The organism is Enterococcus mediterraneensis (assembly GCF_900604485.1).
Lineage (GTDB): Bacteria > Bacillota > Bacilli > Lactobacillales > Enterococcaceae > Enterococcus_C > Enterococcus_C mediterraneensis.
Map to the genome: position 1 here is coordinate 1837189 of NZ_UWOP01000001.1, position 21617 is coordinate 1858805.

At 44.3% G+C, this 21617-nt stretch carries 20 protein-coding genes and 1 other annotated feature; of the genes, 18 read left to right on the top strand and 2 right to left on the bottom strand.

The features are described 5' to 3' along the window. Positions 1-55: 55 nt before the first annotated feature. The 12 genes from EFB00_RS08970 (at position 56) to EFB00_RS09030 (ending at position 12369) form a co-directional block, all read left to right on the top strand. On the top strand, positions 56-1510 hold the full coding sequence (locus tag EFB00_RS08970; protein WP_122646487.1) for a glycoside-pentoside-hexuronide (GPH):cation symporter: 1455 nt from the start codon (positions 56-58) through the stop codon (positions 1508-1510). A 15-nt stretch (positions 1511-1525) separates the two neighbouring features. Then, complete coding sequence (locus EFB00_RS08975) at positions 1526-2557, top strand: galactose-1-epimerase (protein ID WP_122646488.1); 1032 nt, start codon at positions 1526-1528, stop codon at positions 2555-2557. A 6-nt stretch (positions 2558-2563) separates the two neighbouring features. Beyond that, positions 2564-3751 carry a galactokinase gene (locus EFB00_RS08980; protein WP_122646489.1) on the top strand — a complete coding sequence of 396 codons (1188 nt, stop codon included), beginning with the start codon at positions 2564-2566 and terminating at the stop codon, positions 3749-3751. A 146-nt stretch (positions 3752-3897) separates the two neighbouring features. Next, positions 3898-4129: a binding site (T-box leader), on the top strand. A gap of 152 nt (positions 4130-4281) precedes the next feature. After that, complete coding sequence (gene hisG / locus EFB00_RS08990; protein WP_122646490.1) at positions 4282-5841, top strand: ATP phosphoribosyltransferase; 1560 nt, start codon at positions 4282-4284, stop codon at positions 5839-5841. Beyond that, on the top strand, positions 5841-7118 hold the full coding sequence (hisD, locus tag EFB00_RS08995; protein ID WP_420889763.1) for a histidinol dehydrogenase: 1278 nt from the start codon (positions 5841-5843) through the stop codon (positions 7116-7118). Before hisG ends, hisD begins: the two co-directional genes overlap by 1 nt. Then, positions 7115-8194, top strand: coding sequence for a histidinol-phosphate transaminase (hisC, locus tag EFB00_RS09000; protein WP_122646492.1), 1080 nt, complete (start codon positions 7115-7117; stop codon positions 8192-8194). Before hisD ends, hisC begins: the two co-directional genes overlap by 4 nt. After that, complete coding sequence (gene hisB, locus EFB00_RS09005; protein WP_122646493.1) at positions 8169-8759, top strand: imidazoleglycerol-phosphate dehydratase HisB; 591 nt, start codon at positions 8169-8171, stop codon at positions 8757-8759. Before hisC ends, hisB begins: the two co-directional genes overlap by 26 nt. A 13-nt stretch (positions 8760-8772) precedes the next feature. After that, positions 8773-9396 (top strand): imidazole glycerol phosphate synthase subunit HisH, encoded by a 624-nt coding sequence (gene hisH / locus EFB00_RS09010; protein WP_122646494.1) that lies wholly within the window; start codon positions 8773-8775, stop codon positions 9394-9396. Next, positions 9393-10121 carry a 1-(5-phosphoribosyl)-5-[(5-phosphoribosylamino)methylideneamino]imidazole-4-carboxamide isomerase gene (gene hisA / locus EFB00_RS09015; protein ID WP_122646495.1) on the top strand — a complete coding sequence of 243 codons (729 nt, stop codon included), beginning with the start codon at positions 9393-9395 and terminating at the stop codon, positions 10119-10121. The genes hisH and hisA overlap by 4 nt, the downstream gene beginning before the upstream one ends. Then, entirely contained in the window at positions 10118-10876 is a 759-nt protein-coding gene (gene hisF / locus EFB00_RS09020; protein WP_122646496.1) for an imidazole glycerol phosphate synthase subunit HisF, read from the top strand. The genes hisA and hisF overlap by 4 nt, the downstream gene beginning before the upstream one ends. A gap of 20 nt (positions 10877-10896) precedes the next feature. After that, positions 10897-11526 carry a bifunctional phosphoribosyl-AMP cyclohydrolase/phosphoribosyl-ATP diphosphatase HisIE gene (gene hisIE / locus EFB00_RS09025; RefSeq protein WP_122646497.1) on the top strand — a complete coding sequence of 210 codons (630 nt, stop codon included), beginning with the start codon at positions 10897-10899 and terminating at the stop codon, positions 11524-11526. A 9-nt stretch (positions 11527-11535) separates the two neighbouring features. Further along, positions 11536-12369 (top strand): histidinol-phosphatase, encoded by an 834-nt coding sequence (locus EFB00_RS09030; RefSeq protein ID WP_122646498.1) that lies wholly within the window; start codon positions 11536-11538, stop codon positions 12367-12369. A gap of 267 nt (positions 12370-12636) precedes the next feature. Here EFB00_RS09030 and EFB00_RS09035 read toward each other — a convergent pair whose 3' ends face one another. Beyond that, on the bottom strand, positions 12637-13740 hold the full coding sequence (locus tag EFB00_RS09035) for an NAD(P)/FAD-dependent oxidoreductase (protein WP_122646499.1): 1104 nt from the start codon (positions 13738-13740) through the stop codon (positions 12637-12639). A gap of 224 nt (positions 13741-13964) precedes the next feature. Between EFB00_RS09035 and EFB00_RS09040 the strand changes: the two genes are divergently transcribed. The 3 genes from EFB00_RS09040 to EFB00_RS09050 are packed head-to-tail and all read left to right on the top strand — an operon-like array spanning position 13965 to position 16941. Further along, a complete protein-coding gene (locus EFB00_RS09040) occupies positions 13965-15422 on the top strand; it encodes an amidase (protein ID WP_122646500.1) in 1458 nt (485 codons plus the stop codon). 41 nt (positions 15423-15463) lie between these two features. Further along, a complete protein-coding gene (locus EFB00_RS09045; protein WP_206423502.1) occupies positions 15464-16273 on the top strand; it encodes a transporter substrate-binding domain-containing protein in 810 nt (269 codons plus the stop codon). Further along, on the top strand, positions 16273-16941 hold the full coding sequence (locus tag EFB00_RS09050; RefSeq protein ID WP_122646502.1) for an amino acid ABC transporter permease: 669 nt from the start codon (positions 16273-16275) through the stop codon (positions 16939-16941). Before EFB00_RS09045 ends, EFB00_RS09050 begins: the two co-directional genes overlap by 1 nt. 114 nt (positions 16942-17055) lie before the next feature. On the opposite strand, the gene rnhC is transcribed toward EFB00_RS09050, so the two are convergent. Beyond that, positions 17056-17976: a ribonuclease HIII gene (gene rnhC / locus EFB00_RS09055; protein ID WP_122646503.1), complete on the bottom strand. Its 921-nt coding sequence runs from the start codon at positions 17974-17976 to the stop codon at positions 17056-17058. 192 nt (positions 17977-18168) lie between these two features. Between rnhC and zapA the strand changes: the two genes are divergently transcribed. The 3 genes from zapA (at position 18169) to EFB00_RS09070 (ending at position 21608) form a co-directional block, all read left to right on the top strand. Then, the gene (gene zapA, locus EFB00_RS09060) at positions 18169-18609 is read left to right on the top strand and encodes a cell division protein ZapA (RefSeq protein ID WP_122646504.1); all 441 of its coding nucleotides are present in this window, start codon (positions 18169-18171) and stop codon (positions 18607-18609) included. Between the two features lie 16 nt (positions 18610-18625). Next, entirely contained in the window at positions 18626-19174 is a 549-nt protein-coding gene (locus tag EFB00_RS09065; protein WP_122646505.1) for a CvpA family protein, read from the top strand. Between the two features lie 73 nt (positions 19175-19247). After that, positions 19248-21608 carry an endonuclease MutS2 gene (locus EFB00_RS09070; RefSeq protein WP_122646506.1) on the top strand — a complete coding sequence of 787 codons (2361 nt, stop codon included), beginning with the start codon at positions 19248-19250 and terminating at the stop codon, positions 21606-21608. The last annotated feature ends 9 nt before the right edge of the window (positions 21609-21617 follow it).

The following is a 21617-nucleotide window of genomic DNA, read 5'->3' on the forward strand; positions in this document are numbered from 1 at the left end:
TTATTGTAACCGTTTTATCATTTGTCATTTATTGAAGAGGGAAGGTATATAGATTATGAGAAACAAAATGATCCAACGTGTGTCCTACGCTTTAGGCGCTTTTGGGCACGATACATTCTATGTTACATTGAGCACTTATTTTATGGTATTCGTTACAAGTCAGATGTTTGCAGGTGCAGATAAAGCAACGAATGCTAGAATGATTGCCACAGTCACAAGTTTGGTAGTGGGTATCCGTTTAGTTGAAATTATTTTTGATCCTTTGATTGGCGGGATCATCGACAATACACGAACGAAATACGGTAAGTTCAAACCATGGTTAGTTATTGGCGGTGTGGTCAGTTCCGTACTTCTTGTAGCGATCTTTACTAATTTCTTTGGACTAGCTACTCACAACACGACTTTATTTATTGTATTATTTGCAATCGTTTTCGTATTATTAGACAGCTTTTATTCATTCAAAGATATTGCTTTTTGGTCCATGATTCCGGCATTGAGTACTGAAACAAAAGAACGCGAAAAATTCGCGACATTCGCTCGTTTTGGTTCATCTCTGGGAGCAAATGGTACTACTCTAGTGGTCGTACCTATCGTTACTTTCTTTACTTACCTTGTTACTCATAAACATATTGAAGGCGCTTCAGGCTGGTTTTGGTTTGGTGTGATCGCAGCGGTTATTTCAGGTGGTACTGCTATTATTACCGCTCTAGGTACAAAAGAAGTCGACACGGCGATTCGTCAGCAAAATGAAAAAGCTGGGATCAAAGATGTCTTCAAAGCAATCGCTCAAAATGATCAGTTGATGTGGCTTGCACTTGCTTATATCGCTTATGCGATCGCTAATGTGGCAACTACCGCTGTATTGTTCTACTTTTTCAAATACGTTCTTGGTCAACCAACTGAATTTTGGATCGTAGGTCTTGTTGCAGCTTTGCTTGGATTGATAGCGGTTCCGTTATTCCCTGTTCTTACGCGGGTCATTTCCCGCCGTTATGTATATCTTGGAGGAATCGCAATGATGACTTCCTCTTACTTGTTCTTTACGATCGCAGGTTCAAGTCTGCCAATCGTTATTGTAGGATTAGTCTTGTTTTACTTCCCACAACAGTTGATTTTCTTATCTGCTTTGATGACTATCACAGACTCTGTTGAATACGGACAATGGAAAAACGGCATCCGCAATGAAGCAGTCACTTTGTCGATCCGACCTTTACTGGATAAAATCGCCGGTGCTTTGTCTAATGGGATCGTAGGTTTTGTCGCTATTGCTTCTGGGATGACAGGTAATGCTACCGCTGCTGATATCACGGCTCACGGAGTAGAGACATTCAAGGCTTACGCATTCTACGCTCCAGCGGCTTTGATGATTTTTTCAGCAATCATTTTTGCTTGGAAGATTACATTGACAGAGAAAAAACATGCACAGATCGTGGAAGAATTAGAAAATAAATTGGCACCGGCTGATACAGCGGAAGATGAACTTCATGATGCAGTCGTTCCTTCACATTAAGAAAGGATCTTGAAAATGAAGATTACAGAAAAAGACTTTGGTCAAGGGTATCATTTGATAACCTTGGAAAACAAAAATAAACTGGTACTTTCTGTCTCTGATTTAGGTGCTAGGATCGTTAGTTTGAAATCAAATGATCAAGAATTGGTTTTGGGATTTGGTACCGCTGAAGAATATATCGAAAAAGATCCGTATATCGGCGCTTCTATCGGCCGTACAGCGGGAAGAATCGAAAATGGACGCTTTTCGCTTAATGACAGAAACTACCAATTAATGACAGATCCTGAAACAGGACATACTCTGCATGGCGGTTCTCCCGGATTTGAATTGAAGAAATGGTCTTATGTTATTTTGAATGGCGAAAACGAGTATTCTGTCATTTTTACTACTTCCAGTCACGACAATGAACACGGTTTTCCAGGTACATTGGATGTCGAAGTCCGCTATACATTAACACAAGATAATATTTGGCGAGTAACTACTCGTGGAATCAGTGATCGAGATACGTTGTTCAATCCGACAAACCACGTTTACTTCAACTTGAATGGCGATCCTTCGCAACCGATCGATCAGCATGAACTTTGGCTGAACAGTGAAGCTTACGCTCCTTTACGAGCAGACAGCATTCCTATCGGTGTAAAAGAAAACACGGCAGGAACGGCTTTTGACTTTCAAACGTCTAAAAAGATGGAAACGGTTTTTGCCAGTGATTTTGAACAAAAAGTGCTCGTCGATGGTATCGATCATCCATTTTTCTTAAAAGAAACTGGACTGGATAAACCAGCTTCCCGTCTAACCAGTCCAGATAAAAAAATCCAAATTGAGGTAGCCACAGATGCTTCCAGCGTTGTTGTTTTCACTGCGAATTTTGGAACAGAAACTCCCGAAATGCACGGTAGAAAGCTGGTTCATCACGGCGGTATCACATTTGAAACTCAAACAGCACCAGGGGCAGAGCAGTTTCCGGCATTTGGTTCGATTCATTTAAAAGCCGGCATACCTTTTGAAACGAAAACGGAATTCAAAATCAAAACAAGAGAGGAATAAAGCATCATGGAGATCAAAAAAAGTTTAAACACAAAATTTGCCGAAATCTTCGGTCCAAAACAAACCACGCAATACTTCTCGCCAGGCCGTATCAATTTGATCGGCGAACATACGGATTATAATGGCGGACACGTTTTCCCAGCATCTATCACTTACGGAACCCAAGGAGTGGCAGGTCCTCGAAAGGATGACAAAGTATTAGTTTACTCCACAAATTTTGAGGATGTCGGTGTTGTTAGCTTTACTCTAGATGAATTAGCCTACAATAAAAAAGCAAATTGGGCGAATTATGTAAAAGGAATGATTGTAAAATTAAAAGAAGCTGGTCATCCGATCAATCATGGATTTGAACTATTGGTTGAAGGAACGATTCCTAACGGCGCAGGGCTTTCCAGCAGTGCTTCTTTGGAATTATTAGTCGGTGTCGTATTAGAAGATCTGTTTGATTTAAACACGGATCGTTTAGAGTTGGTCCAAACTGGTAAAAAAGTAGAAAATGAATTTATCGGTGTCAATTCTGGTATTATGGATCAATTTGCTATCGGTTTTGGCGAGTTGGATCACGCAATTTTATTAGATACAAATACATTGAAATATGAAATGGTTCCTGTGAAATTAGATGGTTATGCTATTGTCATCATGAATACGAATAAACGGCGAGAATTAGCAGATTCAAAATACAACGAACGCCGCAGCGAATGTGAAGAGGCCTTAGCGCGTTTACAAAAAACACTAGACATTTCCTCTTTAGGAGATCTGGATGAAGAAGAATTTGAAGCAAATATCGCTCAAATCGGTGATGATACATTGATACGCAGAGCACGGCACGCTGTTTCTGAGAACCAACGGACGCTGAAGGCAAAAGCTGAATTGGAAGCGGGAAATCTGGAAGCGTTCGGACAACTGCTGAATGACTCCCACTACTCTCTGCGCTATGATTATGAAGTAACCGGCATCGAATTGGATACATTAGTGGACGCTGCCCAACAACAAGAAGGCGTCTTAGGCGCACGAATGACAGGTGCCGGATTTGGCGGCTGCGCGATCGCGCTTGTCAAAGAAGAAAACATCCCTGTCTTCAAAAACAATGTCTATGATGAATACATGAAAGTCGTAGGTTATGCTCCGGAATTTTACGTTGCGCATATCGGAAACGGAACTACAAAAATCGATCCGGAAACTGTTGGAGTTTAATAGGATATTACTGATTGCAGTAGATGTTAGAAGGGGAAAACAAAAGCAGCTATCAATTTCTTGGTTTATTAAAAAAATATTCCGAAAATTAAAAAACACCCATTGACAAAAGAAATTTATCGTTGTAAATTAATGTCAATCTAATAAATAAGACATCGAAAAGAAGAGTAATTATCAGAATGTTTTAAGAGAGTCTCTGGTTGGTGAGAAGAGGCAGCGGAAGATAATGAAACACATCTTAGAGTCGGCTTTCTGAAAAGAGTAAGAGAGTCCGGGCGGCCCGTTACAGCCTCGGTCATTGATAGATGACTTGATAAGGTCAGTTTTCCGCAAGGAGCTGATGAAAAAAGGTGGAACCACGTAAATTACGTCCTTTGGTCGATACGATCAAAGGACTTTTTTTACTTTCAATGACCGAATGAGGTCTATTTCGCGAGGAGTAGATAAATAGAGGTGGGATCACGCGTACACGTCCTCTGGCAAGTAATTGCCGGAGGGCTTTTTTTTATGAAAAAAGGAGAGTGGAGCAAATGGAAGTATCGACAGAAGTCTTGCGAGCAGAGGAGCGGATCGCTTTAAAATTGCGAAAAATCTATCAGGGAAGAGGGTATCGTTTTTTCCGATTGAGCAGTTTTGAGCGTTATGATTCTTATTTGGAGAATAAACGTTTTTTGACCGAGGATGAAGTCATCACCGTCAATGATACTCGCGGGACGATGGCTCTTAATCCGGATATCACTTTATCCATCGTAAAAAATACTCCTGCGCAAACGAGTCAAAAAGTGTATTACAACGAGAATATTTTTCGGAAGAATCGCAAGACTGGAGATTACCGTCAAATCAATCAAATCGGGTTGGAAGTGTTGGGGGCGGTCGATCTATCTACGGAGGTCGAAGTCTTATCGTTAGCAATGGAATCATTGGCCGTGATCGGCGTTTCGAAATTAGAGATCTCTGACAGTGAGCTGTTAAACGGGATCTTGGAATTATTTCCAGAAGATATGAGAAAAGATGTCTTACAGATTCTGAAAAATAAAAATCTGCAGGAATTGCAACAATTGGCGGCACGAACTGAATTGTCTCAAAAAACGTTAGAAGGTATTTATCGTTTGATGAGCTCATCAGAAGATATCATTCAGGATTTGACAGAAGGAATAAACGATCTGCAGGATTTTCCTAAAATCACGGAAGCTTTGGATCGGATTCGAGAGATCGTCACTGCCTGCTGGCAACATACTGACCTTTCTAACGTTACCCTCCAATTTGATCTGTCCATTGTCACTGATACGAATTATTACAGCGGGATCATTTTCCGGGGCTTTATTGAAAATACGCCCAATGCGGTCTTATTTGGCGGCCGTTATGACAAATTATTGACCTCTCTTGGCAAGGAGCAAGGGGCGATCGGTTTTGGGATCTATTTGGAAGAAGTCGAAACGGCGGCCACAGAGAAAATTTTTGTACAGGATGATTTTTTGAATATCGCTCTTCCAAAAGGACGGATGGGCAAGCAAGTACTTCAGATGTTTGATGACGCGGGCTTACTGTCGATCCCGATAGACGATGACAGCCGCAAATTATTTTTTGAGGATCCTAAATATCGTTGTCGATATTTTTGGGTCAAGCCTAGTGACATCGGCAGTTATGTGGAACATGGGGTAGCGGATTTGGGAGTGATCGGCAGAGATGTTTTATTGGAAACAGCGGCAGAGGTCGTTGATCTAGTGACATTATCTATTGGCCGCTGTCGTTTAGCGGTAGCGGGTAAACAAGGATTTGAGACGGATCGGACGCGACCGCTGAAAGTAGCGACAAAATATCCTGCGATCTCTCGAGATTATTACAGCAAGCGGAGTCAGCCGATCGAATTGATCCCGTTGCATGGTTCGATCGAATTAGCGCCGATCGTGGGTCTGGCGGATGTGATCGTGGACATCGTGGAAACCGGGAAGACTTTGGAGGAAAATGATTTAGTCGTTCTTGAGGAAATCACGACTTCCAGCGGTCATCTGGTCGCAAATAACGGAGCTTGGCGTTTTAAACGGGAACGGATCAATGAACTTGTGGAGAAAGTGAGGAATCGTGAATGATCAAGATCGTAAAAGCAGAAAATTTTTCAATCAAGGAATTAAGACAACGCAACGCTCAGACCACTGCGGAAGTCACCCAGCAAGTCAGTGAGATCATCGAGAAAGTGAGAACAGAAGGCGATAGGGCGCTGATGGAGTTTGCGGAGCGGTTTGACGGGATCGCACCGACTGCTTTTAAAGTCAGTCAAGAAGAGATCGACCGCGCTGTTCAACAAATCTCGCCGGAATTATTGGAAGCAATGAAATCTTCCTTAGCGAATATCCGTCGTTTCCATAAGCGTCAGCTGCAAGAAGGATTTATCGATGCGCAAGCAGGACGGGTCATGGGGCAGCGGGTGATCCCGCTGGAAAAAGTAGGTATCTATGTTCCCGGCGGTACCGCGGCTTATCCAAGTACCGTATTGATGAATGCCGTTCCGGCAAAACTGGCGGGAGTTGAGCAAATCATCATGGTGACCCCGCTGAATCAAAAAGGCGGGATCGCACCGGCTATCTTGGCAGCCGCGAAACTGGCGGGAGTTTCGGCGGTATATCAAATCGGCGGCGCTCAAGCGATCGCCGCGCTGGCATATGGGACTGAAACCATCCCGAAAGTGGACAAGATCGTTGGGCCGGGCAATATCTATGTTGCTACCGCCAAAAAACTTGTGTACGGCACCACGGCGATCGACATGATCGCAGGACCTAGTGATGTGCTGATCGTCGCTGATGAGAAGGCCCAAGGAAAATGGCTGGCGGCGGATCTGTTGGCACAAGCGGAACATGATGAAAACGCACAAGCCATCTTGGTCACGACAAGCAAAAAAATGGCTGATGAGACTCAGCGTGAGGTCCAAAAGCAGCTACAAGCATTGCCCCGCCAAGCAATTGCCGCGGCATCCATCGAAAACAACGGCAGGATCATTTTAGTAGACAGTCTGGAAGAAGCAATCGAGCTGGCGAATCTTATTGCTCCGGAGCATTTGGAATTAGCGGTCAATGAACCATTTATCTGGCTAGGCCGGGTCAAAAACGCTGGCAGTGTTTTTCTGGGCTACCACACGCCAGAGGTCTTGGGAGATTATTTTGCCGGTCCCAATCATACGTTGCCGACAGAAGGAACAGCACGTTTTTATTCGCCTCTATCGGTGGATGATTTTGTCAAACGCAGCAGTTATCTTTATTATTCAGCAGAAGAACTTGCTAAAGCCACCGATAAAGTCGCGGTATTTGCCGAAAGTGAAGGGTTGGCAGGTCACGCTCGTTCTATCTTGGTTCGAAAGGAGAAGAAGCAATGAATTTTTTAGCCCAACGTTATGCCAAATTAACTCCTTATGTTCCGGGAGAACAGCCGAAAGAAAAAGGGATCGTCAAGCTGAATACCAATGAAAGTCCCTTTCCACCCTCAAAAAAGGTTCTTCAAGTGCTTATGAAAGAGGCGGAAGAATTGGCTCGCTATCCTGATCCTGCCGGCAGTCTGCTGATCGCGGCGTTAGCTGAGGAATACCAAGTGTCCCCGGCGGAACTTTTTATCGGTAACGGAAGCGACGAGATCTTGGCGTTATGTTTTCAGGGATTCATGGAAAACGGCGTGATTTTCCCAGAAATAAGCTACGGCTTTTATCAAGTCTTCGCTCAGCTTTATCAACTCGAGACAGAAGCGGTCCCGCTGGCGGAGGATTTAAGCATTGATCTTGTTCCCTATAAACGTTCAGATAAAACTATCGTGATTGCCAATCCCAATGCTCCGACTGGTCTGGCTTTGACAAAGCAGCAGTTGGAGGAATTGGCAGCGGAAAAGCCGGAGCGGTTGGTGATCGTGGATGAAGCATATGTCGATTTTGGCGGAGAATCTGCGATCTCATTGACGAAACGCTATACCAACCTACTGATCGTCAGGACATTTTCCAAATCCAGACAGCTGGCAGGCGCACGATTGGGTTTTGCCATTGGTCATCCTGATATTATTGCGGATCTGAATCGGCTGAAATTTTCCTTTAATCCCTATAATGTCAATCGGCTGACATTAGCGTTAGGAACCGCGTCTTTGGCGGATCAGGAATACTTTGAGTTTTGTCGGAAAGAGATCATTGAAAATCGCGAAGCAGCGAAACAGGAATTTCGTGATCTTGGATTTGAAGTGACTGATAGTCAAGCAAATTTTATTTTTGGCAAACATCCCAACATTGATGGTGAAGATTTGTACTTAAGCTTGAAGGGAAAAAATATTTTTGTCCGCTGGTTCGATCAGCCTGAGATCCGCGATTATTTACGGATCACAGTTGGTTCCAAGGAGCAGATGGCAATTTTGATGGAAACAATAAAAAAGTTATTGGAGGAATCTGCATATGAGAACAGCAACTATCACACGTAAGACAAGTGAGACAGCGATCCAAGCAACTTTAGTCCTAGAAGGAACAGGCAAACAGGAGATCAGCACAGGTATCGGTTTTTTTGATCATATGCTGGAACTGTTTTGCCGGCATGGACGCTTTGACTTGCAGATCGTCTGTGAAGGAGACACTTATGTAGACGGACATCACACGGTAGAGGATGTGGCGATCGTTTTAGGGCGAGCTTTTTCCGAATCGTTGGGGAATCGCACCGGGATCAAACGTTACGGTACGGTCTGTCTGCCGATGGATGAAGCGTTGGTGTTATGCGGGATCGATATCAGCGGTCGCGGAATAGCGATGCCGGAATTTTCGATCCCTAGTCAGCAGGTAGGTGAGTTTGCTACTGAATTAGTGGAGGAATTTTTCATTGCCTTTGCCCGTGAATTGGGAGCGGCGATCCACTTTCAGCAATTTGCCGGGAAAAATAGTCACCATATCATTGAAGCCGGCTTTAAGGCATTTGGTCGGGCGTTAGCCGAAGCTGTCGCCATCAATGAACAAGCACCTAATGAGATTCCCTCCACCAAGGGAACGATTTTATAGAGGAGGAGAGGCAATGATCGCAGTCGTTGATTACGGAGTAGGAAATTTATTCAGTTTGCAAGGTGCCTTGACTTCCCTCAGGATCGAACATTGTGTGACAGACCAGCCGACTGTTGTGGAGAAGGCGGATCGGATCATATTTCCAGGTGTGGGTGCATTTGGCGATGCCAAAAAGAAATTAGCGGAAAAGGGTTTGGATCAGACATTGATCGAGATGGCAGGCAAAGGAACACCGATCTTAGGAATCTGTGTGGGAATGCAGCTGTTATTTGAAGAAAGCGAGGAATTTGGGACTCAGAAAGGATTCGGTTTGATCTCCGGTAAAGTCACGTCTTTGAAGGAACGCTTTTTATCAACTGAACAGCCGCTGAAAGTCCCGCATATGGGGTGGAATCAGCTGGTTTTTCAAAAGGATTGCCCGTTATTGCAGGGGATCCAAGACCAAGATTTCTTTTATTATGTCCACAGTTTCTATGCAGAAACAACCGAACCGGTAGTGGCGGCTTATAGCGAATACGGCGTCAAGATTCCTGGCATCGTTCAAAAGGGCAATCTTTTCGGGACCCAGTTCCATCCGGAAAAAAGCGGAAGGGCCGGATCAAAATTGCTACAAAATTTTGCGGAGGGAAGCTTATGAACATTTATCCAGCTATCGACTTGTTGGATCAGCAAGTCGTCCGCCTTTATCAAGGCGATTACCAAAAACAAAGCATATTCGGTTTAGACCCGCTGAGTTTTGCAAAATCATTTGAGACTGCCGGCGCGCGTTTTTTGCATCTGGTTGACTTGAATGGAGCAAAAACGGGGACAGGGCATCATTTCAATATGATACAGGGAATCGTTGAGAACACGTCATTAGCTGTAGAAGTCGGCGGCGGGATCCGCGAGGAAAAGACGATCGCTGCTTATTTAGATGCCGGAGTCCGACAGGTGATCTTAGGGACTGTCGCGCAGCGAGACCCGGATTTTACTAAAGAAATGCTGAAAAAATACCAAGAAAAAATCGTCATTGGTGTCGATGTCCGTGAAGGAAAAGTCGCGACGGAAGGCTGGCTGAATACTACGGAAACCTCTGCCGCTGTTTTTTGTCAATATTTGGCGGATTGGGGCTGCCGCCGAATCATCTATACGGATATCGCGAAAGACGGAACAGGCGCAGGGATCGACAGCAAATTGTATCAAGAGCTGGATCGATTACCATTGGAAATCACAGCTTCCGGCGGTGTAGCAACTTTGCAGGATATTGAAGAATTAAAAAATATCGGTATTGAAGGGGCGATCGTCGGCAAAGCGCTGTATCAAAATGATCTGGTGTTAGAGGATATCTTGAGCATTGCCGGCAGACAGGAGGAAAAGCGATGATTGCTAAACGTATTATCCCATGTTTGGATGTGAAAGACGGCAAGGTGGTCAAAGGAGTTCGTTTTTCTCAGCTGAGAGAAATCGAAGATCCGGTCCTTTTAGCTGATTTTTATAATCGGTCTGGCGCAGATGAGCTGGTCTTTTATGATATCACCGCTTCATATGAAAAACGGGAATTGTTTACAGAGGTTTTGAAAAAAGTTGCCTCAGTGATCTTTATCCCGTTGACCGTCGGCGGAGGAATCAATTCCCTGAATGATTTTTATCGGGTACTGCATGCCGGGGCAGATAAAGTCAGCGTGAATTCAGGTGCAATCAAAGAACCCCAGCTGATCCGTGAAGCGGCGCAGCGTTTCGGCAGTCAATGCGTGGTCCTTTCCGTGGATGTCAAACGCGTTGCGGGCGCCTTTCATGTTTTCGCAGAGGGCGGGCGCAAGGACACAGGGATCGACGCATTGGAATGGATCAAATACGGAGAAGATCTGGGAGCCGGTGAACTGGTCATCAACAGTATCGATACCGACGGAGTGAAAAACGGCTTTGATCTAGAGCTGTTGGATTTAGTGGCGGAACGAACCCAACTGCCTATCATCGCTTCTGGAGGTGCGGGAAAAAAAGCTGATTTTTTGGAGCTGTTTCAACATCCCAAAATAGATGCCGGATTAGCCGCTTCGATTTTTCATGATCGTTCCGTTGAGATTTCAGAATTGAAGAAATATTTGTTGGACAATCAGATTTTTGTTCGTCCAGTTTAAAAGAAATGGAGGAGTTTTAGATGGTTCGTTTTGATGAAAAAGGATTGATTCCGGTGATCGTGCAGGATTACTATACAAATCAAGTGCTGACATTGGCTTACCTGAATCAGGAAAGTCTGCAACAGACTTTGGAAAGCGGGAAGATGACTTATTTTTCCCGCAAGCGTCAAAAATTATGGGTAAAGGGCGAAACTAGCGGAAATTTTCAATATCTGCGATCTTTGACTGCCGATTGCGATGAAGATGCGCTGGTGGCCAGAGTAGTCAAGGATGGACCGGCTTGCCATACCGGAAGTGAGAGCTGTTTTACCAATGGATTGTACGGTGACGTTAGTGAGCTGTTTTCCTTGGAAGGATTGCAGGGTCTATTAAAGGAACGGAAAAAGGTCCCCCAAGCCGACAGCTATACCAGCTATCTTTTTGATAAAGGGCTGGAAAAAATATTGAAAAAAGTCGGCGAGGAATCCGCAGAAGTCATTATCGGCGGAATCAAAGAGGACAAGGAAGAGACGATCTATGAAATCGCGGATCTGGCGTATCACGTATTGGTGCTGATGACTGAAATGGATATCAGCGTTGCGGAAGTGAAAAAGGAATTGACAGGCCGGCATGTCATCGATCATAAATTAAAGCAAGAACGAATGAAATGAGGAATGATCATGGAGTATTTATCAAACGCTCATACTCACAGTACCTTTTGCGACGGGAAAGCCACGATAGAGGAAATGGTCCAGCAGGCACTTGCGCTAGGTTTCACGGATCTCGGTTTTTCCTCCCACTCTCCCGCACCCTTTGACCCAAGCTGTCCCGGTATCCAAGACGAGAAAGCCTATAAAAAAGCGGTGGAAGATTTGGCCCGGAAAAATGCAGGGAAGCTTGCGATCTCATTAGGTATCGAATGGGATTACTTTAGTGATTTGCAGGAAACTTATGACTATACCATTGGATCGGTCCACTATTTTTCACCCCGAAACGGAGAGTACCGCAGTGTCGATCAAAGCCCGGAACTTTTAGCGGAGACATTGCAGGAGTGGTTTCAAGGAGACGTTTTGGCGATGGTGCGGGATTACTATCAGCTTGTGATCCAGCATGTCCGTCAAAATCATCCTACGATCGTTGGTCATTTCGATCTGATCGCAAAGTTCAATGACCGGATCCATTATCTTGACGAAGTGGACGAGGAGTATCAGTCAATCGCCGCTGAGGCGCTGTTGTCAGTCGCACGGGAATTAAAAACTTACGGCGGAATGGTGGAAGTCAATACAGGCGGTGTCAGCCGCGGCTGGAAGCAGACCGCTTATCCGGATGATTTTTTACTCACGCTGCTGCAGCAAGAAAATATACCAATCATCCTATCCAGCGACAGCCACGAACCAGCAACATTGAATTTCGGCTTTAAAGAAGAACTGGAGCGTTTAAGAAAACTTGGCTTTAAAGAAGTCACGGTGTTGACGAACGGTAAATTTGAAAAGCGGAGGTTGGCTGAGAGCTGATCTGTGTATTCAAGAAAAATAGTGCTAGATTTCAATGTTTAGCGGAGTTGTTGGAACTTGAACGAGCAACTAATAATGATCTAAAAAATAAAAATGTGGCATGACTATCAGTGACGAAGTAGTTAAAATAGTCAAAAAACAAATACTGCAAGAAAACCGCAAAAGAAGTTTTGCTGAGTGGAAAGTAAAAGTCGCATCACCTAATGAGCGTAGAGACTCGCTTATTAGGTGGATGCGGCTTGTCATTTTTTAGTTCCTATTTAATACCTATAAACCCACATAATTCTCCATCGGTTTTTGATACTCGTCAGTCTGCCAAGCGGCGTTATTGAAATATTTCGCTAACAAATAACCGATATAAGGTCCTGTCGTGAGACCTGATGAACCAAGGCCGCTTGCTACAGCTAAGGAAGGTTCTTCTGGAAGGGGACCGAAAAACGGCGCGAAATCAGAAGTGTAGGCGCGGGTGCCGACACGGTAATTTTTGAATTGACGGAAAAGTTCATCCGGCATCTGTAAGAATTCTCGGCTGTTTTCTGTCAATTGTCTATAAGCTTCATCTGTCGGCTTCAAATCCCAGCTGGCCTCATTTTCGTGAGTAGCGCCTAATAAAATCTTACCGTCCATGAATGGAATCAAATCTGCTTCTCCGTCCAGCATAGCGACAGGCCATGCGCCGCTTTCTTTAAAAGAAGTCTCAAAAACTAAAAGCTGTCCTTTTTGCGGCCGAAGATCTGTTTGATAGCCGATTTCATTTAAGAGTTCTTTTAACCGTGGTCCGGGTGCCAAGGCTGCCAGATCAAAGTCCATAGTTTGGTTTGCTGTGATCATTTGCCAGCCATCAGCATTTTTCTTGATGCTTGCTTTTTCAGAAATGAAGCGAACGCCTTTATTTTCTGCGAGCTTTTTCAGATGTGCCAGATAAGCTTTGCCGTCCAGTTTTCCGCCGCCAGAGATCTTCAATGAAGGAGTTTTTTTCAATAAAGGCAACGCCTGCTGGGTCTGTTCAGCGGTCAATTGTTGGATGGTGCCGATCTCTGGAGCGTCCGCTTTGCGTTTTTCAGCCAATTCCGCAAGTTCAGTCAGTTCGCTGGCATCCCGCAAAATCAAAGTACCAGTTTGCTGATAGATATCGTCTGTCAGTGCCATATCTTGAATCAGTTTTGGAAAAAACGCCGCGCCATCTTGAGCGAGACGATACCATTTTTTGTTTCGTCGTTTGGATAACCATGGGGAAATGATCCCCGCGCTGGCACCGGTAGCTTGCCCAGTTGTTTCATCAAAAACAGTGACAGTGAATTTATTCGTATCTAAATAATTTGCCAGCGTCAAACCAATAATACCGCCGCCAATAATTGCGATTTTTTTCAATTTGCATTCCTCCTGCTGTATTCCTTTTGTATTCTGACATAGCCAGCAGATAATTTCAATGATCACATTATAGTACAACAGAAATAACTGTTATAGTAAAAAAGATTTTTATACTCGTATGATGATAATGTCGATGGAACAAGCGATTTTAACGACTGAAACAGGTGTGTATCGCTTGTTATATATATTGTTTTATGCTATTAATAACGAAAGGAGTGATAACGATGAAAGACGGGACTTATTGGGCAGAAAAATTAGCAGCAAATCAGATCAGTTTTGAAGAGCTAACGGCCGCAATCGAACAGAAGGTACAAGAAAATAAAGAGCTTAATGCGTTGATCACATTTGACAGACAGCAAGCTATTACAGAATTTTATGAAAAAAAGAGAACGGATACATTGTTTGCCGGTTTACCGATACCATTAAAAATGTTGGGACAAGAAAAAGCAGGTTGGCTGGCTAATTCAGCTTCAAGGGTTTTGAAGGAGCGTCGTGCCAGACATACAGATTCCTTTGTCGCACAGATGGAACGTTGTGGATTGATTCCATTGGGGCAGACCAATGCACCGGAATTTGGGTTTAAGAATGTTACGGATCCTGAAATCTATGGTCCAACACGGAATCCATGGGCGTTGGAGCACACACCTGGCGGATCTAGCGGGGGCGCGGCAGCGGCTGTCGCATCGGGGATTTTTCCAATGGCAGGAGCCAGCGATGGCGGTGGCTCGATCCGCATCCCGGCTTCTTTTTGCGGATTGATCGGTTTGAAACCAAGTCGAGGTGCAATGCCTGTCGGACCGGGTAATTGGCGGGGCTGGCAAGGAGCGGCGGTCCATTTTGCGTTGACAGTCTCCATGCGGGATACAGAAAAGCTGTTTTACGGTATGCGGGACGGGATCGACAAAGCGGCGCCTTATCAAGCTGTTCGTGAAGAATGGCAGCATCATCAAGCGGCAAATAAAAAACGACTGACCATTGCTTTTACGACGGAATCACCGATCGGAACACCGATTTCTGAGGATGCAAAAGCGGCGGTCAGAGAAGCGGCAGCTTTTCTGGCTGATCAAGGGCATGATGTGACAGAGATTTCTTATCCATTAAATGGCCGTCCTTTGATCGAATGTTATTACTTGATGAATGGCGGCGAGACGGCGGCGATGTTTGATGAGATCGCCGAGGGACTTGGACGCAAAGTCACACGTTCAGATATGGAATTGATGACTTGGGGAATCTATCAATACGGTAGGAAGATCGAAGCCGCAGAATTCATTCGTGGGCTTCATCAATGGGATGGAGCTGCATATCAAATGGAACAGTTATTCGATACCTATGATCTGTTTTTGACACCGTCAACAGCATTTCCTGCTCCTAGGATCGATGCTGAATTGCAAAGTGAAGCGATATTTCAACAGTTAGGCCAAGCAGAAGAGCTGTCGAAAAAAGAACTGGAAACATTAGTAGCAGACATGTTCGAAAAAAGTTTGCGCTTGACGCCTTATACCCAGCTGGCTAATCTTACTGGACAGCCGGCGATCAGCTTGCCGACAAAGATCACCGACTCTGGCTTGCCATTAGGGATTCAATTTATGGCATCAAAAGGGCGGGAAGATCTGTTGCTGCAAGCAGGATATCTTTTTGAAGAAAATCAATTGTTCCAATTACCGAAAGCTTATCGAAACTAGGAGGAAGAAAAGTGAAAAAGTGGACCGTAGGATTATTAGGAATGGCAGTTTTATTATTGGGCGCATGCGGCACTCAATCGAAAGAAAGCTCTGGAGACGACAGTTGGAAAAAAGTCGCGGATGAAAAGCAATTGACAGTGGCGACTTCAGGCACGTTATTTCCTTCTTCCTATTACAATGACGATAATAAATTAGTAGGCTATGATGTGGATGTCGCAAAAGAAGTGGCAAAACGTTTGAATGTGAAGATCGAATTCAAAGAATACAATGTTGACGGGCAGATCTCTTCTGTCAATCGCAATGAAGCAGACTTTGCAGCCAATGACTTTGGTTTGTCGGGAGATCGCGGGAAGAAATTCGTTCTTTCAGAACCGATCAAATATTCCTTTGACAGTATGATCGTGCGCAAAAGCGACGATTCAGGGATCGCTTCATTGAAAGATCTGAAAGGCAAGAAAGCCGCCGGAGAGCCAAACACCAGCTACATGAAGATCGCTGAAAAATACGGCGCAGAACCGGTGACTTATGATAATGCTACGAACGACCAATATTTGACAGATGTCGCTAACGGTCGGACGGATGTGATCTTGAACGATTACTATTTACAAAAGATGTCGATAGCGGCGCTGCCTGATATCCCCGTGAAGATCTTAGAAAATGTCTATTTCAACGCAAATCATACCGGCTTTTTATTTGATAAGAAGGATGAAGCATTGAAAGAAAAAATTGACGGCGCCATTAAAGAAATGAAGAAGGACGGTACCATGAAAAGAATCGCGGAAAGTTACTTCCAGACTGATGTTTCCGTAGAGCCAAAAGAAAAAATCACAGAAACGGTATCTCCTGACTAATGTATATTCCAACACTAGATATCAAACTGATGATCGATTCACTGCCCTTTGTATTGCAAGGATTGAGCTATACGTTGGGAATCGGCGTGCTTTCATTTCTTTTGGGGAACATTTTAGGCTTGGTGTTGACAATTCTAGGGATGATTCCTTCTAAGATCTTGCAAAGTCTGGTACGATTTTATCTATCTTTCTTGCGGGGTGTCCCGGCACTAGTCCTGTTGTTTTTGCTTTATTTCGGATTGCCTTATCAGTTGAGCGCGTTGACTGCTACGATCATTTGTTTCAGTTTGACCAGCAGCGCGTTTATCGGGGAAATCTATCGCGGTTCCATCAACGGCGTGGATCGTGGTCAATGGGATGCGGCCTATGCGTTAGGATTGCCGTTTTTCAAAGTGATGCGTCTGGTTATTTTACCTCAGGCCTTTCGGATCTCGATCCCGGCGTTGAGCAATGTCGCAATGGATCTTGTCAAAGGGACCTCGTTAGCGGCCATGATCACGATCCCGGATATTTTCCAGAAAGCCAAGATCGTTGGCGGGCGGACGTTTGATTATATGTCCATGTACGTGTTGGTCGCGATCATCTATTGGCTGCTTTGTATCGGTATCGAATGGGTTCAAAAAAGATTGGAAAATGTTTATTTGCGACGCTTGCATTTAGAGGATTAGGATACAATCGAATAAAACAAAAAACCAACATTTGAGAATGCTCCTTGCTCTACGGCTAAGAGGGTCTCGAATGTTGGGCTTTTTGTAATGGCAGCCACGATTTTTAGTTGGAAATCAGCGGGCGGCGATTTTTTCTGCTTTTACGGTATTGGCAAAGTGAAGCTTCGCGTAATCACCCAGTAAAGCGATCCCGCCTTTTTTTAAGATTTTGGCGGCGGCTTCGTCGGATTTGGTGCCGGCACCGGAAGGCAAGTGGATACCGACTTCTGAAGAAGCTTTCTCTAGTGCTTCCAGAAAGGCGGCACGACATAAGATCGAAGCCGCTGCGACGGCTAAATGATATTGTTCTCCTTTGGTAATGAAAAACAGATTTTCAGTCACTTGATTTTTTTCTGACCGCAGATACTTGCGATAATTGGCTTCACTGGTGAATTGATCGATCAGGATGCCTTCTGGTTTTTGCGGTGCGATTTTTTTCTGTAATAGGTAGATGGCTTGATTATGAAGCGCGACTTTCATCCGCACGGCATTATAGGCGGGCTGGATCTCGTTATATTTTCTCGGTTCCACGATCAGTTGCTGATAAGGGACCAATGCCTTGATTTGCGGTGCCAGCTGACGGATCTGCGGGTCGGTCAACATTTTGGAATCTTTGACACCGAGTTTTTTCAGCGCTGGCAGTTTTTCCGTCTCAGCATATACGGCGCAGACCACTAATGGACCAAAGTAACTGCCATTGCCTACTTCGTCACTGCCGATGATACTTCTTTGGGAAAAATTCGGCGGCAGACTTGTTTTTGCCGCGGTAGATTGTGGGCTCTTCGTGTCAGTGGCATCTCCCCAAAGCGCGGCTTCTTTTTCTGCATCATTGCCTTGAAACATCACTTTGCCGGATGTATAGGCTGTGATGGTGATGCCGTTTTTCTTAGCGATAAATTCCGTATAAGGTACGGATTTATTCAGAAGATAGCGCTGGTAGGCGTGTTTCATTTCTGTAATCTTTGTTTTTGCGAGTTTTAAAACAACATGGCTCATTCTTTTCATCCTGACTTTTTTCTTTGTTAAAGATTTTAACACAGAACGGAAAATCATGAGGGATTATTTTGGTTTGACATGGAAATTATTCGTTTTTTCGCATATAATAGATAGGAGTTTGCGAAAAGAAAAAATTAATATCTCCGTGCTATAATAAGAACGTTGGTAAAAAACAGGAGGGAATTGATTCGTATGGCAACAGAAAAGAAACGCTATAAAGCGGTTATTGCCAACCAAACATATACCATCATCGGACGCGAAAGCAATCGCCATATGGATATTGTCACAAAATTAGTCAATGAACAACTCAATGAGATCAAAGCCCTATCTCCGCAGATCGATACGGAACAAGCGGCTATTTTATTAGCGATCAACGCGATTTCTGATCAGTTGAAAAAACAAGAAGAATTGTTGAAGTTGCAGAAAAAGCAAGGTGAATTACATAAGCAAGCGATCAAAGCGACGGAATTGGAAAACCGCATCAAACGGATCGAAGCTATTGAAGCGGAAGCGCGGGCTGTATTGGATCGGACGGGACGACAAGATGTGGAGATCCACAATCACGTGGAGGCTCAGCAGATCCTAAATGAACAGCGGAAACGAGATATTCAAGAAAAGGCTACGCAAGAATAGCAGAAAGGACCTGAGAATGATTGGATTGATCATCCTTCTTATCTTAATAAGTGCATTTTATGTAGGCGGCCGACGTGGTACGCCTTTACAGATCGTCTCGACGATCGGTTTTGGTTTTTCGCTTTTTGTGGCTGAGATGCTGTATGAAGACCTTGCGAAAAAATTGGAATTGTATATTCCCTATCCATCGGTGACAGAAGATTCAAAAATGGTCTTTTTTGATCTGACCACCGCTCTTGATTTGGATAAAGCTTACTATGCCGCGATTTCCTTTCTTTTGGTATTGTTCGGAGGCTGGTTAGTAACCAAATTAGTATTGATTTTCTTCAATAATCTGCGTTTCAAACGATTGTTGAAAAACTATGATTGGCTGCTTGGCGGACTGTTGAATGTAGTCATCGCGTATACGGTGATCTTTTTACTGCTATACGTATTGTCCATGGTGCCTTTAGCAATCATTCAAAATGTTTTTCGAGATAGTTCCATCGCGCGGATGGTTGTTGAAGATACTCCGATTTTATCTGAATTGTTCCATAAATTATGGGTGACGAATATTTTAGCGTAAGAGGACAAGATTGAGTCAGCAACCTGATCTGTCCTTTTTTGTCCTTTTTAATGAATGAAAAGTAGGTGAAAAAATGAATCATCGAATACTTAATATATTAGACTTTAGTAAAGTCAAACAAATGATCGCGCAATATCTGACGACCGCTCAAGGTACAGAAGAATTGTCGCAATTACAACCCGTCAGCGATGAAACGACGATTTCTTCTTGGTTGCAGGAAACAGAAGACGGCATCAAAGTCCAACGATTGCGGGGCGGGATCCCGATTCCTAAAATCGAAACGATCCGTCCGCAAATGAAACGGATCGAGATCGGTGCAGATCTGAATGGCATCGAATTGGCCCAAGTTTCTCGGGTGTTATCCACTACCAGCGAGATCAAACGTTTCATCAATGATTTGGAAGACAGTGAGATCGAATTTTCCCGATTGTACTTCTGGAACGAGCAATTAGTCACGATCCCGGAATTGAGTCAGCAGTTAAAAAGAGCCATTGACGAGGACGGCTATGTCACAGACGATGCTTCGCCGGAATTACATTCTATTCGGCAAAACATCCGCCGCAGTGAACAAACGATCCGTGAACAGCTGGATGGCATCGTTCGCGGAAAAAATGCCCGCTATCTAAGCGACACCATCGTGACGATGCGTAATGATCGTTACGTGATCCCGGTCAAACAAGAATATCGCGGAATCTTTGGCGGTGTGGTCCATGACCAAAGTTCTTCCGGTCAAACACTATTTATCGAACCAAAACAGATCGTTGAAGCAAATAATCGTCTGCGGCAACATCAAATCGCGGAACGAACAGAGATCGAACGGATCTTAGCAGAGCTTTCCGCTGCTTTGGTTCCTTATCGTAAAGAGATTTTGCACAACGCCTATGTGATCGGTAAATTTGATTTCATGAATGCCAAAGCACGGTTTGCCAAAGAAGTCCAAGCGATCGTACCGGCCATCAGCGCTGAAAATCATGTCTATTTCAAACAAGCTCGCCATCCGTTGATCGATGGGGAAAAAGTCGTTGCTAATGACATCATGATCGGTAAAGACTACCAAGCAGTCGTGATCACCGGACCGAATACCGGCGGGAAGACGATCACATTGAAAACACTAGGACTGCTGCAACTGATGGGACAATCAGGATTGCCGATCCCAGCCGGGGAAGAAAGTCAGATGGGGATCTTTAAAGAGATCTTTGCGGACATTGGTGACGAACAGTCCATCGAACAAAGTCTGTCTACCTTCTCTTCTCATATGACAACGATCGTGGAAGTCTTGGATAAAGTAGATGACCAGAGTCTAGTCCTATTCGATGAATTGGGAGCCGGGACCGACCCGCAAGAAGGCGCGGCGTTAGCTATCGCGATCTTAGATGAATTAGGCGCCAGATCCGCTTATGTCATGGCAACTACTCACTATCCGGAATTGAAAGTCTATGGCTACAATCGGGCAAACACGATCAATGCCAGCATGGAATTTGATGTGGATACGTTAAGTCCGACGTATCGATTACTGATTGGAGTGCCTGGACGCAGTAACGCTTTTGAGATTTCTAAACGATTAGGATTATCAGAACATATCATTCAAGAAGCCAAACAAATCATGGATGGTGAAAGCCAAGATCTGAATGAAATGATCGCTGATCTGGAAAACCGCCGCAAGATGACAGAGACGGAATATCTTGAAGTCCGACATTATGTAGATGAAGCTCAGAAACTTCATGGCGATCTGAAAGAAGCCTACACGTATTTCTTTGAAGAGCGGGAAAAAGAATTGGCGAAAGCACGAGAAAAAGCCAATCAAATCGTCGATAAAGCCAAAGAAGAAGCGGAAGGAATCATTTCTGATCTGCGAAAAATGCAGTTAGCCGGCGGCCAAACCAAAGTCAAAGAGCACGAATTGATCGATGCCAAGACAAAATTGAGTAATCTGCGTCAAGAAGAACAGCTGCAAAAAAACAAAGTATTGCAAAAAGCCAAACAAGCGAAAAAATTAAAAGCCGGTGATGAAGTCCTAGTCACTTCATATGGTCAGCGGGGTACACTGATCAAAAAAATCGGTGACCAGTGGCAAGTACAGCTGGGTATCTTGAAGATGACATTGCCGGAAGCTGACCTGCAAAGTGTGGCTCCAGTCAAAGAACCGGTACAGCGGATCGTCAATACCGTCCGTTCATCAGGAAATGATCCGGTACCAAACCAATTGGATCTTCGGGGCAAACGTTATGAAGAAGCGTTGAATGAAGTGGATCAATATTTAGATGCGGCGATCTTGGCGGGCTATCCGCAAATCACGATCGTTCACGGCAAAGGGACCGGCGCATTGCGTCAAGGGATCACCGAATATCTGAAAAACCACCGAAGTGTGAAAAAATTTGAATTTGCACCGGCAAATCAAGGCGGAAACGGTGCTACGATCGTTACCTTTAAGTAGTCTTACTAA

Bases quoted from the DNA above. Each gene is read 5' to 3' on its own strand.
- EFB00_RS08970 (WP_122646487.1), top strand. From the start codon at position 56: ATGAGAAACAAAATGATCCAACGTGTGTCCTACGCTTTAGGCGCTTTT.
- EFB00_RS08975 (WP_122646488.1), top strand. From the start codon at position 1,526: ATGAAGATTACAGAAAAAGACTTTGGTCAAGGGTATCATTTGATAACC.
- EFB00_RS08980 (WP_122646489.1), top strand. From the start codon at position 2,564: ATGGAGATCAAAAAAAGTTTAAACACAAAATTTGCCGAAATCTTCGGT.
- hisG (WP_122646490.1), top strand. From the start codon at position 4,282: ATGGAAGTATCGACAGAAGTCTTGCGAGCAGAGGAGCGGATCGCTTTA.
- hisC (WP_122646492.1), top strand. From the start codon at position 7,115: ATGAATTTTTTAGCCCAACGTTATGCCAAATTAACTCCTTATGTTCCG.
- hisB (WP_122646493.1), top strand. From the start codon at position 8,169: ATGAGAACAGCAACTATCACACGTAAGACAAGTGAGACAGCGATCCAA.
- hisH (WP_122646494.1), top strand. From the start codon at position 8,773: ATGATCGCAGTCGTTGATTACGGAGTAGGAAATTTATTCAGTTTGCAA.
- hisA (WP_122646495.1), top strand. From the start codon at position 9,393: ATGAACATTTATCCAGCTATCGACTTGTTGGATCAGCAAGTCGTCCGC.
- hisF (WP_122646496.1), top strand. From the start codon at position 10,118: ATGATTGCTAAACGTATTATCCCATGTTTGGATGTGAAAGACGGCAAG.
- hisIE (WP_122646497.1), top strand. From the start codon at position 10,897: ATGGTTCGTTTTGATGAAAAAGGATTGATTCCGGTGATCGTGCAGGAT.
- EFB00_RS09030 (WP_122646498.1), top strand. From the start codon at position 11,536: ATGGAGTATTTATCAAACGCTCATACTCACAGTACCTTTTGCGACGGG.
- EFB00_RS09040 (WP_122646500.1), top strand. From the start codon at position 13,965: ATGAAAGACGGGACTTATTGGGCAGAAAAATTAGCAGCAAATCAGATC.
- EFB00_RS09045 (WP_206423502.1), top strand. From the start codon at position 15,464: ATGGCAGTTTTATTATTGGGCGCATGCGGCACTCAATCGAAAGAAAGC.
- EFB00_RS09050 (WP_122646502.1), top strand. From the start codon at position 16,273: ATGTATATTCCAACACTAGATATCAAACTGATGATCGATTCACTGCCC.
- rnhC (WP_122646503.1), bottom strand. From the start codon at position 17,976: ATGAGCCATGTTGTTTTAAAACTCGCAAAAACAAAGATTACAGAAATG.
- zapA (WP_122646504.1), top strand. From the start codon at position 18,169: ATGGCAACAGAAAAGAAACGCTATAAAGCGGTTATTGCCAACCAAACA.
- EFB00_RS09065 (WP_122646505.1), top strand. From the start codon at position 18,626: ATGATTGGATTGATCATCCTTCTTATCTTAATAAGTGCATTTTATGTA.
- EFB00_RS09070 (WP_122646506.1), top strand. From the start codon at position 19,248: ATGAATCATCGAATACTTAATATATTAGACTTTAGTAAAGTCAAACAA.